The 17,145-nt window shown below is 35.0% G+C and carries 12 protein-coding genes and 1 tRNA gene; 5 read left to right on the top strand and 8 right to left on the bottom strand.

Going from position 1 to position 17,145, the window contains the following annotated elements; all coding sequences use genetic code 11:
* Positions 1-45 precede the first annotated feature (45 nt).
* The 4 genes from GJU43_RS17765 to aroB all read right to left on the bottom strand — a co-directional run bounded on the left by GJU43_RS17765 (position 46) and on the right by aroB (position 4,308).
* Complete coding sequence (locus GJU43_RS17765) at positions 46-456, bottom strand: DNA primase (RefSeq protein WP_154342479.1); 411 nt, start codon at positions 454-456, stop codon at positions 46-48.
* A gap of 9 nt (positions 457-465) precedes the next feature.
* Positions 466-1,434 carry a deoxyhypusine synthase family protein gene (locus GJU43_RS17760; protein WP_154342477.1) on the bottom strand — a complete coding sequence of 323 codons (969 nt, stop codon included), beginning with the start codon at positions 1,432-1,434 and terminating at the stop codon, positions 466-468.
* A 105-nt stretch (positions 1,435-1,539) separates the two neighbouring features.
* Positions 1,540-2,943, bottom strand: coding sequence for an arginine decarboxylase (locus tag GJU43_RS17755; RefSeq protein ID WP_154342475.1), 1,404 nt, complete (start codon positions 2,941-2,943; stop codon positions 1,540-1,542).
* Between the two features lie 297 nt (positions 2,944-3,240).
* The gene (gene aroB, locus GJU43_RS17750; protein ID WP_154342473.1) at positions 3,241-4,308 is read right to left on the bottom strand and encodes a 3-dehydroquinate synthase; all 1,068 of its coding nucleotides are present in this window, start codon (positions 4,306-4,308) and stop codon (positions 3,241-3,243) included.
* Between the two features lie 91 nt (positions 4,309-4,399).
* Here aroB and GJU43_RS17745 point away from each other — a divergent pair, with 91 nt between their 5' ends.
* Positions 4,400-5,569: a proline dehydrogenase family protein gene (locus GJU43_RS17745; RefSeq protein WP_154342471.1), complete on the top strand. Its 1,170-nt coding sequence runs from the start codon at positions 4,400-4,402 to the stop codon at positions 5,567-5,569.
* 270 nt (positions 5,570-5,839) lie between these two features.
* Here GJU43_RS17745 and GJU43_RS17740 read toward each other — a convergent pair whose 3' ends face one another.
* On the bottom strand, positions 5,840-7,630 hold the full coding sequence (locus GJU43_RS17740; protein WP_154342469.1) for an ABC transporter ATP-binding protein: 1,791 nt from the start codon (positions 7,628-7,630) through the stop codon (positions 5,840-5,842).
* A 263-nt stretch (positions 7,631-7,893) separates the two neighbouring features.
* Here GJU43_RS17740 and GJU43_RS17735 point away from each other — a divergent pair.
* Positions 7,894-7,971: transfer RNA gene (locus GJU43_RS17735), tRNA-Val, on the top strand.
* Positions 7,972-8,057: 86 nt separating this feature from the next.
* Here GJU43_RS17735 and GJU43_RS17730 read toward each other — a convergent pair.
* Positions 8,058-8,744 (bottom strand): nuclease-related domain-containing protein, encoded by a 687-nt coding sequence (locus GJU43_RS17730; protein WP_154342467.1) that lies wholly within the window; start codon positions 8,742-8,744, stop codon positions 8,058-8,060.
* A gap of 92 nt (positions 8,745-8,836) precedes the next feature.
* Positions 8,837-9,313, bottom strand: coding sequence for a hypothetical protein (locus GJU43_RS17725; protein ID WP_154342466.1), 477 nt, complete (start codon positions 9,311-9,313; stop codon positions 8,837-8,839).
* Positions 9,314-9,792: 479 nt separating this feature from the next.
* On the opposite strand from GJU43_RS17725, the gene GJU43_RS17720 reads away from it, so the two are divergent.
* Positions 9,793-10,200, top strand: coding sequence for a helix-turn-helix transcriptional regulator (locus GJU43_RS17720; RefSeq protein ID WP_154342464.1), 408 nt, complete (start codon positions 9,793-9,795; stop codon positions 10,198-10,200).
* Positions 10,201-10,266: 66 nt separating this feature from the next.
* On the opposite strand, the gene GJU43_RS17715 is transcribed toward GJU43_RS17720, so the two are convergent.
* Positions 10,267-10,788, bottom strand: a complete 522-nt coding sequence (locus tag GJU43_RS17715; RefSeq protein WP_154342462.1) for a GNAT family N-acetyltransferase — start codon at positions 10,786-10,788, stop codon at positions 10,267-10,269.
* A gap of 600 nt (positions 10,789-11,388) precedes the next feature.
* Between GJU43_RS17715 and GJU43_RS17710 the strand changes: the two genes are divergently transcribed.
* Both GJU43_RS17710 and GJU43_RS17705 read left to right on the top strand, forming a co-directional pair.
* Positions 11,389-12,585, top strand: coding sequence for a PQQ-binding-like beta-propeller repeat protein (locus GJU43_RS17710; protein WP_154342460.1), 1,197 nt, complete (start codon positions 11,389-11,391; stop codon positions 12,583-12,585).
* 601 nt (positions 12,586-13,186) lie between these two features.
* Positions 13,187-17,145 (top strand): non-ribosomal peptide synthetase (locus GJU43_RS17705; RefSeq protein WP_154342458.1); only part of this gene is annotated, 3,959 nt, incomplete at its 3' end.

Below are 17,145 nucleotides of genomic sequence, written 5' to 3'. Positions count from 1 at the left end.
GGAACCCGATTAAGAGTTCCTTTATTTTATGTAGAAAGCGATAAATTAATCTTCATCATCGTCTTCGTCATCATCGTCAGCAATATCATCTTTGTCTTTATCGTCGTCATCATCGTCATCATCGCCGTCAACATCCGGTTTGTCCAGTGTATCGTCATCATCATCATCGTCAATATCATCATCAAGATCAAGACCTTTTACTGGTTCGATTACATCAACATCTACGTCAATATCATCATCTTCATCGTAATTTTCAATTCTATCAGCAAGTTTAGTACTAATCTTTACTAAATAAATAGTGTCTTCAGTACGAACTTCAACAGCTTCGATCAATTCATTTTTAGCATTTCTAAAACGGATAACATCCGAATCATCATAACCATCAGGAAATTTTTCCACCAAAAGGTTTAAAATTTCGTTGGTAAGTTTAGCGTAGTCTACTATAACTCTTTTCATAAAATTATCCTATAAATCTAATAAATATGCAAAAATTAACGGAGCAACAATTGTAGCATCCGACTCAATAATAAATTTAGGGGTTTTAATATCTAGTTTACCCCAGGTGATTTTCTCATTTGGCACTGCTCCGGAATAGGATCCGTAACTCGTTGTTGAATCTGAGATCTGGCAGAAATAACTCCAAAACGGAATATCATGCATTTCCATATCCTGGTAAAGCATCGGCACTACACAAATAGGGAAATCTCCGGCAATACCACCACCAATTTGGAAAAATCCAATACCGTTACTGCTATTTTTCGGATACCAATCAGCAAGGAATGTCATGTATTCAATCCCTGATTTCATGGTAGAAGCTTTTAATTCACCTTTAATTACGTAGGAAGCAAAAATATTACCCATCGTACTATCTTCCCAACCCGGAACAATAATAGGTAAATTTTTCTCAGCTGCCGCGTACATCCAGCTATCTTTTAAATCTATTTCATAATATTCCTCTAAAACACCTGATAACAGCATTTTATACATGAATTCATGTGGAAAATAACGTTCTCCTTTGTCATCAGCATCTTTCCAGATTTTATAAATGTGTTTTTGTAAACGACGAAATGCTTCATGCTCAGGAATACAAGTGTCAGTAACACGATTTAATCCTCTTTCCAGCAAAGCCCATTCATCTTCAGGAGTTAAATCACGATAGTTTGGTACTCTTTCATAGTGAGAGTGTGCTACTAAATTCATGATGTCTTCTTCCAGATTGGCTCCGGTACAGGAAATAATCTGAACTTTATCCTGTCTGATTATTTCGGCAAAAATTTTACCAATTTCTGCTGTACTCATAGCGCCAGCCATACTTACCATCATTTTAGCCCCATTTGCCAATTGTTGTTCGTATGCTTTCGCAGCATCAACCAAAGAAGCAGAATTAAAGTGCAAATAATGTTTTTCAATAAACTGACTGATTGGTCCTTTCATTTTTTTTATTTTTTTGTTTTTTTTTTGAATTAAAAGTTTAACCTTTTGGATGATACTGCAAATTAATAATTTTATGGTTATTAACTTTTATTTAGCAGTTTTTTTTTATGCTTTTTTAGTATAGCCTAAAATCTTTAATACATCGTCAGAAGTTTGCTGTTCTGAGAAAACTTCAGTAGCTAAAATTCCGTTTTCGTCACGATCGATTAAGATATGTTTAGGCTGAGGGATCAGACAGTGGTGTAAACCTCCGTACCCTCCAATAGTTTCCTGATACGCTCCAGTATTAAAGAAACCAATATACAAAGGTTTTTCTTTGTTGTATTTAGGCAAATAAATGGCGTTCATATTCTGTTCTGAATTGTAATAATCGTCACTGTCACAAGTCAGTCCTCCCAGTAAAACCCGCTCATACGTATCATTCCAGCGGTTTACTGCCAGCATAATAAAACGTTTGTTTATCGCCCAGGTATCCGGCAAAGTGGTAATGAACGAAGAATCGATCATGTTCCATTTCTCTCTGTCATTTTGTTGTTTCTGATACAAAATCTGATAGATAGCGCCACCGCTTTCACCTACTGTAAACGAACCAAATTCAGTAAAGATGTTCGGTACATCCACTTCGGCTTCATCGCATGCAATTTTAATCTGATTGATGATTTCGTCAATCATGTATTGGTAGTCGTACTCAAAAGCCAGTGAGTTTTTAATCGGGAAACCACCTCCGATGTTCAGCCCATCAAGGGTAGGGCATTCTTTTTTAAGTGCAATGTATACTTTGATACATTTTACCAGTTCATTCCAGTAATAGGCTGTGTCGTTTATTCCGGTATTAATGAAAAAGTGAAGCATTTTCAGCTCTAATTTGTCATTTTCCTGAATTTGTTTTTTGTAAAAGGAAACGATGTTTTTATATCCGATACCTAATCTTGATGTATAGAACTCAAATTTAGGCTCTTCCTCAGCGGCAATACGGATTCCGATTTTGAATTTTCCCTTTATTTCTGACTGAAGCAAATCCAGTTCTTCATAGTTATCGATAATCGGAATAGTATTTTTATGTCCGTTATTGATTAATCTGGCAATGTTGCTAATGTATTCGTCTCTTTTAAAACCATTACAAATGACATAAGTACTTTTGTTGATTTTACCGTTTTCCAATAAATTCTCTACGATATTAATGTCAAATGCAGATGAAGTTTCAACATGAATGTTGTTCTTAAATGCTTCATTCATTATATATTCAAAGTGAGAACTTTTTGTACAATAGCAATAGTAATATTTTGCTTCGTACTTGTTTTTTTCCATCGATTTTCTGAACCAGGCTTTGGCCTTATTGATGTTTTCAGAAATTTGAGGTAAATATGTGAATTTTAATGGTGTACCGTATTGTTCAACCAATTTCATCAAATCGATATTGTGAAATTGTAAGTTGTCTTTGTTTAATTTAAATTCCTCTTGTGGAAAGTAGTACGTCTGATTTATTAAGTCCGAATATTTTGTATTCATTTATTTTTCAATATTTAAGATTGTATTATTAATTTAGGAAAACGGTGCTAAATCTTAATTCAAACCCTAATATTGGCAAATATAATCTGCAGTTTTTCGTGTTCTGCTTTTGAGCATTGGAAAACATCAAAACAAAACGGACTTTTACTATTATAAAAACGATCCAGCATCCTTAGCAAGGAACTATTGAGCCGGTTTCTATAAGAACTAAAATGTCTTTGTTTACTGTTTGTTTTCATCGTGGCAAATGTAAAAAATAAAATATACCTAAAGCAATGGTTTTGATTAAAAAAAAGTTTAAGATTTATAATCCTCAAACGCGTCCAGAATTAATTTATTTTCAACGGATTGATTAATTTTTATTTTTCCGATTCCTTCAATCAATGCAAATTGAATTAATCCGTACTCATTTTTTTTGTCGTGAATAAGCAATTCCAGGATCGGTTCGATGTCATTTTCTTCGATCTGGACATCGTCATATATACTTTTGATGGCCGCTTTTATTTCGGCATATTCGGCTGTACTAATTAATTTTTTATGCAATGAAATATAGCTTTCCAGAATCATTCCGATTGCAATGGCTTCGCCGTGCAGTAAAGTCTTTTTGGTTTCGCTTTCTAAAAAGTAACTTTCGATGGCATGTCCTAAGGTATGACCAAAATTCAGGGCTTTACGGATGTTTTTCTCAGTTGGATCCTGAATTACAATTTCATTTTTAATTTCAACAGAACGGTAAATCAGTTCGTCAAAGTCAGCATAATCAATTGATTTTAGGTCCAGAAACTGTCTCCAGTACGCTGCATCATAAATAAGGCCGTGTTTTAGCATTTCTGCCAGTCCTGAACGCATTTCGCTTTGCGACAGGGTTTCAAGGTACTGTGTATCAATTAATACCATTTGAGGCACGTTAATAACACCAATCTGGTTTTTCAGATTTCCCAAATCTACTCCGGTTTTCCCTCCAACCGAAGCATCAACCATAGACAATAAGGTAGTCGGAATGTTGATAAAATCGACTCCGCGTTTAAAAGTGGAAGCCACAAATCCGCCCAAATCGGTCACAACACCGCCACCCAGGTTAATAACAAGCGATTTTCTGTCGGCACCCAGTTCGGTCAGCACCTTCCAGATTTCGATACAGGTTTCGATATTTTTATTGATTTCACCTGATTCAAATTCGATTATTTCGATGGTTAAATCAGTTTCAAGTAAGGGCAAAAATTTAGGTAAGCAATGCTCATTTGTTTCATTATCAACTATAATAAACAAATTAGAGTATTTATTTTCTTTTAAATGTGTATTTAAAGCTTCGTATGCATTTTGGTTGAAATGCACGAGATAATTATTGGCCTGAATAGATTGCATATTTTTTTGGTTAATTGAATCCGCAAAATAAGGCATTTTTAACTAAATAATATTGAAACTCTGTCTATATTTGCACAAAAAAATAACCTAAATGGAAAAAATATTCGATAATACTCAGGTTGCATTTTCGTTAAAAAGCGATACGGAACTTGACAGAGCTTATTTTCTTTTTAAAATGATCGACAGCGAACCCTTGGTGAGGATAGGAACTGCTGTTACCAATTTTGCTATTAAAGCACATTTGCCAGTAGAAGGATTAATCCGTGCAACTGTTTTTGACCATTTTTGTGGTGGTATCAACGAAGACGACTGTATTACTGTAGTAGACAAAATGTTTACCAAAGGCGTTTCATCTGTTTTAGATTATTCAGTTGAAGGAAAAGAAGAAGAAGAGCAGTTTGACGCTGCTTTGGAAATGACTTTAAAAACGATAGAATTTGCTAAAGAACGTTTAGCGATTCCGTTTGCGGTTTTTAAACCAACTGGTTTAGGCCGTTTTGAGTTGTATGAAAAATTAGGAGAAAAACAAACATTGTCTCCGGCTGAACAGGCAGAATGGGACAGAGTAACAGCCCGTTTTGACAAGGTTTGCAGTGAAGCACATAAAAAAGATGTTGCACTATTAATTGATGGTGAAGAAAGCTGGATGCAGGATGCTGCTGACGATTTGGTTACCGATATGATGCGCAAATACAATAAAGAAAAAGCGATTGTTTTTAATACGTTGCAAATGTACCGTTGGGATCGTTTGGATTATTTGAAAAAACTGCATGAGGTTGCCAAAAAAGAAGGTTTCTTTATTGGAATGAAACTGGTTCGCGGCGCTTACATGGAAAAAGAAAACAAAAGAGCCGAAGAAAAGAACTATGTTTCCCCAATTTGTGTTTCTAAAGAAGCAACAGATGAAAACTACGATCATGCGGTACGTTATATGCTCGATCACTTAGATACCATGTCCATTTTTGCCGGAACTCATAACGAATTGAGTTCTTATAAATTGATGGAAATGATGCACGATAAAGGAATCGCTAAAAACGACAACAGAATCTGGTTCGGTCAATTGTACGGAATGAGCGATAATATCAGCTACAACCTGGCTGAAAACGGTTATAATGTGGCCAAATATTTACCGTTCGGACCTGTAAAAGACGTGATGCCGTACCTAATTCGTCGTGCTGAAGAAAATACATCCGTGGCAGGTCAGACCAGCCGTGAATTATCGATGATTAAGGCAGAACGTAAGCGTAGGAAGGGGAAGTAGTTTTCAGTCGCAGTTTATAGTCTCAGTCTTTGTCTGGATTTTTAGATTTTTAGATTTTTAGATTTTTAGATTTTTAGATTTTTAGATTTTTAGATTTTTAGATTTTTAGATTTTTAGATTTTATAAAAAAACTCCATTTGCATAGCAAATGGAGTTTTTTTTATTTTTAAACCCGACAGGTTTTTAAAACCTGTCGGGTTTGTTTTTTAAAGGGATTCCCGCAAAGCTGGTTATTGGAATTTGGAATTTTTTTAATTTGGAATTTCAATTCTATGAATTACTAAACTGAAGATTACTAAGGTTTTTATAAATCCCGTTTTCAAGGTTTATTAATTCCTGGTGCGTACCTTCTTCGGTTATTTTTCCGTTATCTAAAACCAGAATTTTATCGGCATTTCTAATGGTCGAAAGACGGTGTGCAATAATAATGCTTGTTCTTCCTTCCATCAGGACTTCTAAGGCTTCCTGAACTAATTTTTCGCTTTCACTGTCTAAAGAGGAAGTAGCTTCATCTAAAATTAAAATACTTGGGTTTTTAAGCAAAGCTCTCGCAATAGCAATACGCTGACGCTGACCGCCGGATAATTTTACACCGCGTTCTCCAACCAAAGTTTCGAATTTCTCCGGGAAACCGTCTACAAAGTTGAATGCGTTGGCCTGTTTGGCCGCTTGTATAATTTCTTCATCTGTTGCATTTGGTTTTCCGTACGCGATGTTTTCTTTGATGCTTCCGCCAAATAAAATTACATCCTGCGGAACGATACTCATGTTTCCGCGAAGGTTTTCTAAATCATAATCATAGATATTTTTTCCATCAACGGTAATTTCTCCTGATGTAATATCGTAGAAACGAAGCAATAAGGAAGAAATAGTCGACTTTCCGGCACCACTTGGCCCCACAATCGCGATTTTCTGACCGAATCCGGCTGTGAAACTGACATCTTTTAGCACCTCGACTTCTTTTCGGGAAGGATAACTGAAGGCTACATTTTTAAAGGCTACATTTCCTTTGATTTTTTCAATAGGAGTAGTTTGTGGCTTTGCGTTGATTTCTTCCGGAGTTTCTTCCAGTAATTCAAAAACGCGTTCCGTTGCCCCAACCGCTTTCTGGATTTGTGCATACATTTCGGCTATTCCTCCAAAAGAGGCTCCGATAAACGTAGTATAAAGTACAAACGAAATCAAATCACCCACACCTTCAACTTCGCCTTTGATCGTTAAAGTAATGCCGTACCAAACCACGGCCACTACACAGCCAAAAAGACAAAGAATAATAAAGGAGGCAAAATAACCTCTGTACTGACCGCCTTTAATAGCGATTTTTACAATTTCTTTTATTTTGTTTTTGTAACGCTGAATTTCGTACCATTCATTGGCAAAAGCCTTTACATTACTGATTCCCTGAAGGGTTTCCTCCACAATAACCTGACTTTCGGCTACTTTATCCTGTGTTTTTTTACCGTATTTACGAATAAATCTTCCGAAAATTACGGCTGCTACGGCTACAATAGGAACAATAGCCAGCATCATTAAAGTCAATTTCGGGCTGATGTTTCCCAGAATAACAAAACCACCAATGATTAAGATTAACTGGCGTAAAAACTCAGCAATGGTAGTGGTAAAAGTATCCTGTAATTGCGAAATATCGGCACTGATACGGCTGTTTAGTTCGCCAACACGCTTTTGGGCATAAAAAGACATTGGGAGTTTGACCAGGTTTTCATACAGGGCAAAACGGATATTTGATAAGGAGTTCTCTGTAAAATTCACAAAAAGTGAAATCCTGAAAAAAGAAAATATAGCCTGCAGTGTCAGGATTCCCATAAGTGCAATGGCGATTTCATTGGCCCTGCTCAGGTCTTTGTTGGTTACACAGTCTACTAACATACCCATTAATTTAGGAAAGGCGAGGGCAGTAGCGCTGGTTAATAAAAGAAAAATCAATCCCAGGAAAAACTTCCATTTGTGATTTTTACCGTATTTGAAAATTTGAAGTGCTTTTTGAAGTGAATTAGAGTCTAATTTAGCTTTTGGTAAATCGTTTTCCTGATATCGTGGCATCTGAATATAGTATTAAGGTATGCAAATGTATGATTATAGCGTCTCACTACAAAAGATTATTCGAGATTACCGTTTGGGATTTTGTTTTTTAACTAAATTTTAGAAAAGCAAAATTTAATTCCCATTTTAAGCAGCTGAAAAATAGCGTACTAAATAATAATGCTAAAAAAAATTTCATTTTTTTTCTAAATATGCTTGCAAATACAAATTCTAGCTGTATATTTGCACTCGCAATCACAAAATGATAGCAGCCTAATAAAATAGGGCGATTAGCTCAGCTGGTTCAGAGCACCTCGTTTACACCGAGGGGGTCGGGGGTTCGAACCCCTCATCGCCCACCAAGAAACTCCATTAGAAATAATGGAGTTTTTTTATGTTTTTATATGGGAATACTATCTTATCGTTGCGGGAAATACAGATTCATGATTTAGTGAAAAATTCGATCTTCACCCAACATGTCTTTTATGTTTTTAATATGTTTTTCGGAAATTTCCTGGTTATTACCGTTTTCGACAGCTGCAGATAAAACATTAACAACATCACGTTTACTTTTGTAATTTGCAGGTTCATTTTCTTTAAGAACCTTTTTCACAGCATATATTACTCTTGGCGATTTAGTTAAAAAGGTATTGTTTGGAATAAAACTGACATCCCTAAACTCGCAATCTCCAAAAAATACTACGACTGAAAAAAATGGAATATTTTGAAAATCAGTTAGCGTTGCTTTAAGATTTTCTACATGTTTTTTATTTTGAAGAATTGGGTTATAAAAGTAATATTTCTCTTTTCCGTAAGCTAAAACTTGTGTCCATTTATTCTGATTTCCATTTCCAAAAATCCATCCGCTGTATTTTTTTACTTCAAACACAATTATTCCGACTTTTGTTGCAAGAACCAAATCAATTTGAGAATAATTTCCGTATTTATCACGAAGATATAAATCGTGAAAAATGGTTTGTGCCGGAAATCCTGCTTTTAAAAGTTTTAGAACCAATTTTCTTTCCGTTTTGGTACCACGATGAGATTTTGTAACAGTTTCTAATAATTTTTTATCTCTTATGTATAGAAATAAAAATGTAACAATCGCTAATAAAATTACTCCCACGATGATCATAAAATATTATTTTGAAGTTCCTAATTGGTCGGTTAGTTTTCAGAATTTACCACTACCGTTTTCATAATTGTACCTACATGTCATTTGTTCTTTTATCTTAAAATTATGTTTGACCAAATTATATTTTTCTTTCTCTGCTGTTCTTCAAAGTCAAAGTTGAATTCTTTATGAGTTCCGGATACTTTAATTAAGTTGAAGCCGATCTTGAATTTTATTTCAGAAGGATCAATTCTATGACTTAATAATAGTCTAATTTTGACTGTTCTTGATTTTCCAGGTGCAAGTGTCAAAATTATCGGAATATTTTTGTCACAATTTTTTGCTTCAACTTGCAATTTATTATTATCAACTGAATAAAAGCTTTGCCATGAGCAAGACATACTGTAATATCTTACTGTATCTCTAGTATTGTTGGTCAGAGTTGTAGGAGTTATCCAAAATGTTTGTTTGTTTTCTTTTACAACTTTTCCTTTTCGGATTGTCAATGTATAATTATCTTTTTTTGCAGTCTGAGAAAAACTCAAACAGTTAAAAAGCAAAACAGTAATTATCAATATTATTCTAGTCATAATCTTCTGTTTTTTTGTTGGCTTACTTTTAACTTAATTATTCCATCCATAAAAAACACATCTTTTGAGATGACTCTTAGTTATTAGACCTCTAATATAAGAAATATTATTACTACAATTTATTAACCTTTTCAAGATAAAAAATCATTAGCTTGTAATGAAATTTTCTTCAAATCATGCAAAAAAGTTTGTCATTTCGACTGAAAGGAGAAATCACACTAGCACTTCGACAAAGATTGGCGATTTTAGGGATGGAGTTACTAGTGTGATTTACTTCGTCTGTTCGCTATCGCTCGAGTCTCCTTCGTCGAAATGACAAAAAATGGATCTCCGCTCTTTTAAAAAGATACTCTCTTTAAAAAATAGATATAATATCTTACAAAATAAATCTTTTACCGGATATTTTTTTATCTTTGAAACGCACAATTTTTAATCAAAATGGCTTTATCTTTGAGCCTTTAGAAATATTGATACGCATTATGGAACAGAAAATACATCAGGGAAGAAACGTAAAACGATTCAGAGAAATGCTGGGCATCAAACAAGAGGCATTGGCTTTTGATCTCGGAAACGAATGGAATCAAAAGAAAATCTCGATGCTGGAGCAAAAAGATGTCATTGAAAACGATATACTGGATCAAATCTCACAGGCCTTAAAAATTCCTGTGGAAGCTTTTCAGAATTTTGATGAAGAACAAGCGGTAAATATTATTGCCAACACTTTTCATGAAGGAGCAGTTGCTAACAATTCTGGATATATCAATTGTGCTTTTAATCCGATTGATAAAATTGTACAAATACACGAAGAAAAAATTGCCTTATACGAACGTATGTTGAAAGAAAAGGATGAAATGATGGCAAGGCTTGAAAAACTAATCACTAAATAACATTTATAAAAGATATATAAATTGCACAAAGAGACTTTCGAGTCTCTTTTTTGGTTGATGATGGCTTTATATCGTCAATCGAAACAAAATAAGATTTGGATTATTTTCAATTGCATCATCCCGTTTCTTAAAATTTAATTTCTCAAGAAGTTTGGTGGAGTTTTGATTGTCTTTATGGGTCTGTGCGTCTATTGCTTTGATTCCATGTGTTTTAATAGCGTATTCTAAAACCGTTCGCGCCGCTTCGGTCATGATTCCCTGGCCCTGATATCCGGTAAGCAGTTCATATCCGATTTCACATTTTTTTACATCTGCCACAAAGTCAAACAGACAAATGGTCCCCAGTAGTTTATCCTCCCCGGTTTTTGTGATGGCCCAATAAAAAAGATCCTCACTTTCATTTTCAATTATAGTGCTGATGAAGTGTAAGGCATCTTCTAACGTTTTGGCTGGTTTTCTGTTAAGAAATTTATTTATTGCTGCGTCCGAGCGCAACTGCCATATTTCTTCAGAATCCTTTTTGGAAAGTTTCCGAAGTGTAAGCCTTTCGCTAATAAGTATCGGGAAAGATTGCAGGTTCCTGTTCATTGCAATTTTTTTAGCTGGTTTTAAGCAATCCGTTTAATTTTCTTCAAGCGAATTTAAGGAATATTTTTACTGTAATTGATGAAATAAAATCATTATCCTTTTCATTAAAACAATAGTTAAATAACCTGTAAAACGCTTTATCTAGGGGTTTGTAAGCAATTTTAAGAAGTTTTTTAAAGCTGTTTTTTCTAATTTTTATATTTGGATGCAGGGAAGTGAATAATACTATTTCTGTTGTAAAACTAAAATTAAAATTAAGTCTGTAACTTTTTTGTTGTAAATATTCTGTTGTAAAAAAAAATACAACAAAACTTTTACAACAGTTTTGTTGTAAATATTCTGTTGTAAAAAAAAAATACAACAAAACTTTCACAACAGTTTTGCTGTAAAGTTAAAATTAAAAGTAAGTTTTCAATAACAATAAAATGCAATACACATGAAGAATAATTGGTAAAAAGATCCGGTATTCGAAAAGTGACTTCATTGAAGCCTCCTTTTTAGTTTAAGTACTTTATGATTCTATTTTTAAAGCGCTTTCACTTCTAAAATCCTATAATATATTTTTACTATATTTGGCGGAGACATTCCCAAATTGTAAAAATGAAAAAAAGCCTAATAACACTTTTATTTGTATGTACGGTTATCAATATGTTTGGGCAGACGCCAACCACAGCAAAACCTGTCAAAACTGATTCTGATACTAAAGTTCCAAATTCTACTGAGGGCTTCTCCCATAAAGCCATAAATCCTCTTAAAAAAGTTCCGTTAGATCAGGCGTTAGTCCTCATTTATGATTACGACGGTACCCTTTTTTCATTTGATTTAGAATCCGAACAAATTGCCTGGACTGTAAAAGCGACAGATGCGTATACTGAAATGTGCGCCAATAAAGTAACGCTGCTGGACGGAGTGCTATATGTTCCGTTTATTAACGGTGAAATTTTTGCCATTGATAATCAAACCGGCGCTCTTTTCTGGAAATCAAGGATAGGAAATAGTACCGATCAAATTGTACTAAAAGATCAGATTCCGGTGATAAATGATGGAAAATTGTTTATTACGGCTCAAAATCAAAATATTTATGCGCTGAATCTAAAAGACGGAAGTTTACTCTGGAACTATAAATTAGATTCTGCCAATAACGATATTCCGGTTCTTTATTTTGACAACAAAATTTTTACCCAAAGTGGCAACTATGTCTATAGTTTTGAAGCCAATACCGGAAAACTGATCTACCAAAAGGACTTTCAGGAACCTATGCACGGAAAACCGGTAACCGATGGTGAAAATGTATTTATAGCAAGTGAAAAAAATGTGCTTTTTGCTTTAAGTCCAAATAAACCGGATATTTTATGGCAATTTAAATTTGATGAGAATCAGCATAATATCAAGGAACGTATATTTTGCAAAGACAAAAAAGTATATTTTGCGGCACAAGGCCCGGAAGTTTCTTCGGTATACGCTGTTGATTCCAAAACAGGAACCCAGCTATGGAAAACAGATTTTAAAGATGATACGATCGAATACATTGTGGAGGAAAGTGATAATGTTTGGGGATATACCCGCAAAAGAAAACTTTTTCAATTAGACATAACGAATGGTGAAATAGCATCGGAAACCAAATTAACAACCCAGCCTATTTCAAATCTCGAATTTGCCGATGATGATTCCTTATTTTATTATTCTGATGCCGCTTTAATTCAATTTGAATTTAAAACAAGTGATGAAAACGAAGTTTATCTGCGAACTTCTATTAAGGATGACGTATATAGCGCATTTGTAAAAAAGATTCGATAACAAAAAGAAGCTGTCTCAATAATAAGGCAGCTTTTTTTTGACTTTATGCCAGTTCAGTAATCTACTTTAAAGCATTAAAAAATGTAAAAACGACCGGCAGATCTTAGGCTGCTATTTCAATACAATTACAAACCTCCAAAGTCATTAGATTTTGGAGGTTTTTTGTTTAAAAAATGTACTGAATGTATGATCTGTTATTCATCAGATACAGAAGTAAGGACCGCTCTTTTTACTTAGAAAAAAAGGTCTTTTATGCTTCAGAATTTTCTTATATGATTATTTTGTTAATTTAATGTAAAAACATACGTTTAGTACGTATCTATGTAAGTTTATTCTTGTTTATAAAGATATGATAAGCGCAATTTACAAAAGTCCGTAACTTTTATACGAAAAGTCCGTAATTTTTAGAAAAATGGAACTGTTATTTTCGTGCGAAATCTCTGTAGTTAAATACAAAAGATTTACATTTTTTCAAGAATGATTCAGACTTTTTATGTCAGAAAAGAACAGAAATAAAAAACCTTTCAATTTCATTTAAAGTTAAAAAAATAACGCATCGGAATAGAACACTGATTGTAAACCAAATACGAATTCGAAAGTTATGGATAATAGTACAATGCAAAATAATTTTTATTTAGTTACAAAATACTGGAAGAAAAAAATAGCCGACAGAGAACAGGTTGCTGCTGTAGGGGGCAGGCAAAATAATCTTCCGTGTGTTACTATAGAGGCTGGGGATCTCCACTATTTCAATAAGCTTACAAACGGTAACACAATAGCTAAGGCAACGGTTTTAAGTGCCATTTATTCTTTTTTGCTAAAAAAGCTTATGGCTGATTTTGATGGCTACATTGTTTCCGATTATAAGGAGCCATCACATCCTATGCTGTTATCATTTCCTGTAGATTTAAATGTATCGTTTAAAGAATATCTTCAAAAAGTAAAATCTGAAATTCTGGAGACTTTACAATATTCAGACTACACTAATGATGATTTATCTGAAAAGACCCGTTTTAGCGATTTAAGTATTTTTTCTAATTACAGTATCGGAATTAATTCGGTCAACGGTTTAGCGTGTAAGGGGATTTTATTTCATTTAAAAACAGAGGAGAATGGCGCTATTACGATTAACGTTTCTTATTTAGAAAATTTTGCAAAGAAGACACTTGCTAACTATCTGCTACAACACTTTAAGCAGTTTATTGCTGATTTGGAAAATAATATCGCAACAAACCTGGCGGATTATGAATTACTGTCTGATACAGAAAAACAGCAGTTACTTGTAGATTTTAACGCCACCGATGTTGCTTATCCGAAAGAAAAAACAATAGTTGACTTATTTGAAGAGCAGGTTGCGAAAACACCGGACAATGTTGCTGTGGTATGTAAAGAATCGAACTTAACCTATTCCGAATTAAATAAAAAAGCCAATCAGTTAGCTCATTACATTTCCTCAAATTACAGCCTAAATAAAGGAGATATCGTTGGCGTGTTTTTACCTAAGTCCGATAACGGAATCATTTCGCTATTGGCCATATTAAAGTTAGGTGCTGTTTATTTACCCATAGATACCCATTATCCTCAGGAAAGAATTGACTATCTGATCAAAGACAGTGGTTTAAAACTCCTGATCACGGATAGCGTTACAGACCTTCATAACTGCAAGACAGTAGCTTTACAATCTGTAAATTTTGACCGTAACAGCGATGAAAATATCAATACCGTCATTTCACCCAAAGATTTAGCGTATGTGATCTATACCTCGGGTTCTACAGGACAGCCAAAAGGCGTACTGATTGAGCATACGAGTAACATCAATATGTCGCTGGATCAGATTAGCTTTTTTGACGTCCGTAAAGAGGATAAGATTGTCTGGTTTGCTTCAGTCGCTTTTGATGCTTCTATATCAGAGATTATGATGAGTTTGTACAGCGGCGCGACGTTATGCATTCCGACGGAAGAAGTCATAAAAGACAAAGATCTGTTTGTATCCTTTTTAAAAGAAACAAAAGCTACGGTAGTTACTTTTCCGCCGAGTTATCTAGGATTATTATCCGAACAGGACATTTCAGGATTGCGATGTGTGATTACCGCCGGAGAACCGGCTAATCCTACCAAAGCAATTGCAGTTGTACAATCAGGAATTGATTATTATAATGCTTATGGCCCAACGGAATGTGCCGTTTGTGTGTCGATTTATAAGCTGTCCGAAAATGATTTTGATAAGACAGTCATTCCAATTGGTAAACCTATATCGAATACTAAAATTTACATCCTGGACGAAGCGTTTAAACCTGTGCCAATAGGGGTTGCCGGAAAAATATATGTTTCCGGAGCCGGAGTAGGAAGAGGCTATTTAAACAAACCGGAACTTACGCAGGAGAAATTCATCGCAAATCCTTTTCAGGCAGGAGAACGCCTGTATGATACCGGAGATTTAGGCTGCTGGTTATCTGACGGAAATATTGAATTTTTAGGTCGAAAAGACTTTCAGGTCAAAATAAGAGGCTACAGGATCGAATTAGGAGAAATAGAAAACACAATTTTAAAGTATTCCGATGATCTAAAACAAGTTGTTGTAGAGGTAAAAGAAAACAATCAGGAGAAAGTACTGGCAGCCTATCTGGTAAGTACTGCGCCTGTCGATAAATCGGAGCTGAGAAGTTTTCTGCAACATGCATTACCTGATTATCTGGTTCCGGGTTTTTACATCGTATTAGATAAATTGCCCCTGACGCCAAATGGAAAAATAGACCGAAAAGCACTGCCGGGTATCACTAACGCTGACGTGATCAGAAAAGCATACGCCGCACCACAAAATGAAACCGAAAAAAGTTTAGTGGCCATTTGGCAGGAAGTACTTGGACTTGAAAAAATAGGGATAACCGATAATTTTTTTGAGTTAGGCGGACACAGTTTAATCATTGCTCAGGTCATTAACAGAACCCATAAACAATTAGGAAAAACAGTTTCTTTTAAAACGTTTTTTACAAGCCCGACCATTGCAGCATTAAGCAGACAATTGCAGGAGAATGATTATCAGGCAATCCCTGAGGCTCCTGAAGCAAATTCGTATCCCGTAACCGCCTCACAGAAAAGGTTATGGATTCTGAGTCAGTTAGAAGGAGGTAGCTTAGCCTATAACATGCCTGCAACGGTAAAACTCACCGGAACTGTTGATGTACAGAAATTTGAAGAATCGTTTAAGCTGTTAATTCATCGTCATGAGATTTTAAGAACCTGCTTTAAAGCTACTGCCGACGGAGAAGTCCAGCAATATATAATCCCGGCCGGACAAGTAAAATTTACGATAGCAGAGAAAGATTTTAGTTCGACAGAAAATAAGCATGAAGCCATTGCTGATTATCTGCAAAATACAAACAGTCACCCTTTTAATTTAGAGACTGCGCCACTGGTACGGGCTTCTTTAATCAAACTGGAAGAAAACGAATCTGTTTTTTTCCTGTCCCTGCACCATATCATTGGCGATGGCTGGTCAATAGAACTGTTAATAGCCGAGGTGGTAAAAACTTACAATACATTACTGCAGGGAAAAGAAATCACTTTCCCGGAGTTAAGCATTCAATACAAAGACTATGCGGTATGGCTGCATGACGAATTGCAAAATGAAAAACAGCAACAATCAAAAGAGTACTGGCTCGAACAGTTTACGGGCGAATTGCCTGTATTAGACCTGCCAGGCTTTAATGCCCGTCCGTTAGTACAAACCTATAATGGCGATTCGGTAAGCCACCAGTTTTCGAATGCTTTTTTAGAACAGTTAAAGTTATTTTCAAAGGAGCATGATGTGACTTTGTTTATGACCTTAATGGCCGGTATCAATGCACTTTTGCACAGGTATACAGGTCAGAACGACATCATACTGGGGACTCCGATAGCGGGAAGGGAGCATCCGGATTTAGAGAATCAAATGGGATTGTATCTGAACACGCTGGCTATACGAACACAATTAAAAGAAGAAAATACCTTTCTGGATGTTTTAAAACTGCAAAAAGAGACTCTGTTAAGCGCTTACGACCATCAAAGTTATCCTTTTGATGAATTAGTCGGAAAACTGAATTTAAAAAGAGATACGAGCCGTTCCGTTTTATTTGATGTCCTGGTAGTACTGCAAAACCAGGAACAATTAAACAACCTGAATACAGAAGAACTCCTTGATCTTGAGGTAAGCACGTATGAGTTTAAAAGCAAAACAGCTCAGTTTGATGTAAGTTTTATTTTCGTTGAGAACGAAGGACTGGACCTTAGAATTGAATACAATACCGATATCTATGAAAGTGATCTGATCGAGAGAATGTTCTGTCATTTTGAAAATTTAATGCTGCAGACAGTAGCACAGCCTGAAATACAGATTCAGGAAGTAGATTTTCTAACACAGGAAGAGAAGAACCAATTATTGTTTGATCTTAACAATACAGCAATCGAATATCCGGCTGGAAAAACCGTACTGGATTTATTTGAGGAACAAGTTGCCAAAACTCCAAATAATATTGCCATAGTATTTGAAGAAACGCAATTGACCTACAAAGAACTGGACGA

The sequence above is a fragment of the Flavobacterium sp. LC2016-23 genome (assembly GCF_009674775.1).
Lineage (GTDB): Bacteria > Bacteroidota > Bacteroidia > Flavobacteriales > Flavobacteriaceae > Flavobacterium.
This window is presented reverse-complemented; position numbering and strand designations above follow the sequence as displayed.

Coding starts and splice junctions, on each gene's coding strand:
- GJU43_RS17760 (WP_154342477.1), bottom strand. CDS start 1,434: ATGAAAGGACCAATCAGTCAGTTTATTGAAAAACATTATTTGCACTTT.
- GJU43_RS17740 (WP_154342469.1), bottom strand. CDS start 7,630: ATGCCACGATATCAGGAAAACGATTTACCAAAAGCTAAATTAGACTCT.
- GJU43_RS17745 (WP_154342471.1), top strand. CDS start 4,400: ATGGAAAAAATATTCGATAATACTCAGGTTGCATTTTCGTTAAAAAGC.
- GJU43_RS17755 (WP_154342475.1), bottom strand. CDS start 2,943: ATGAATACAAAATATTCGGACTTAATAAATCAGACGTACTACTTTCCA.
- aroB (WP_154342473.1), bottom strand. CDS start 4,308: ATGCAATCTATTCAGGCCAATAATTATCTCGTGCATTTCAACCAAAAT.
- GJU43_RS17720 (WP_154342464.1), top strand. CDS start 9,793: ATGGAACAGAAAATACATCAGGGAAGAAACGTAAAACGATTCAGAGAA.
- GJU43_RS17715 (WP_154342462.1), bottom strand. CDS start 10,788: ATGAACAGGAACCTGCAATCTTTCCCGATACTTATTAGCGAAAGGCTT.
- GJU43_RS17725 (WP_154342466.1), bottom strand. CDS start 9,313: ATGACTAGAATAATATTGATAATTACTGTTTTGCTTTTTAACTGTTTG.
- GJU43_RS17765 (WP_154342479.1), bottom strand. CDS start 456: ATGAAAAGAGTTATAGTAGACTACGCTAAACTTACCAACGAAATTTTA.
- GJU43_RS17730 (WP_154342467.1), bottom strand. CDS start 8,744: ATGATCATCGTGGGAGTAATTTTATTAGCGATTGTTACATTTTTATTT.
- GJU43_RS17710 (WP_154342460.1), top strand. CDS start 11,389: ATGAAAAAAAGCCTAATAACACTTTTATTTGTATGTACGGTTATCAAT.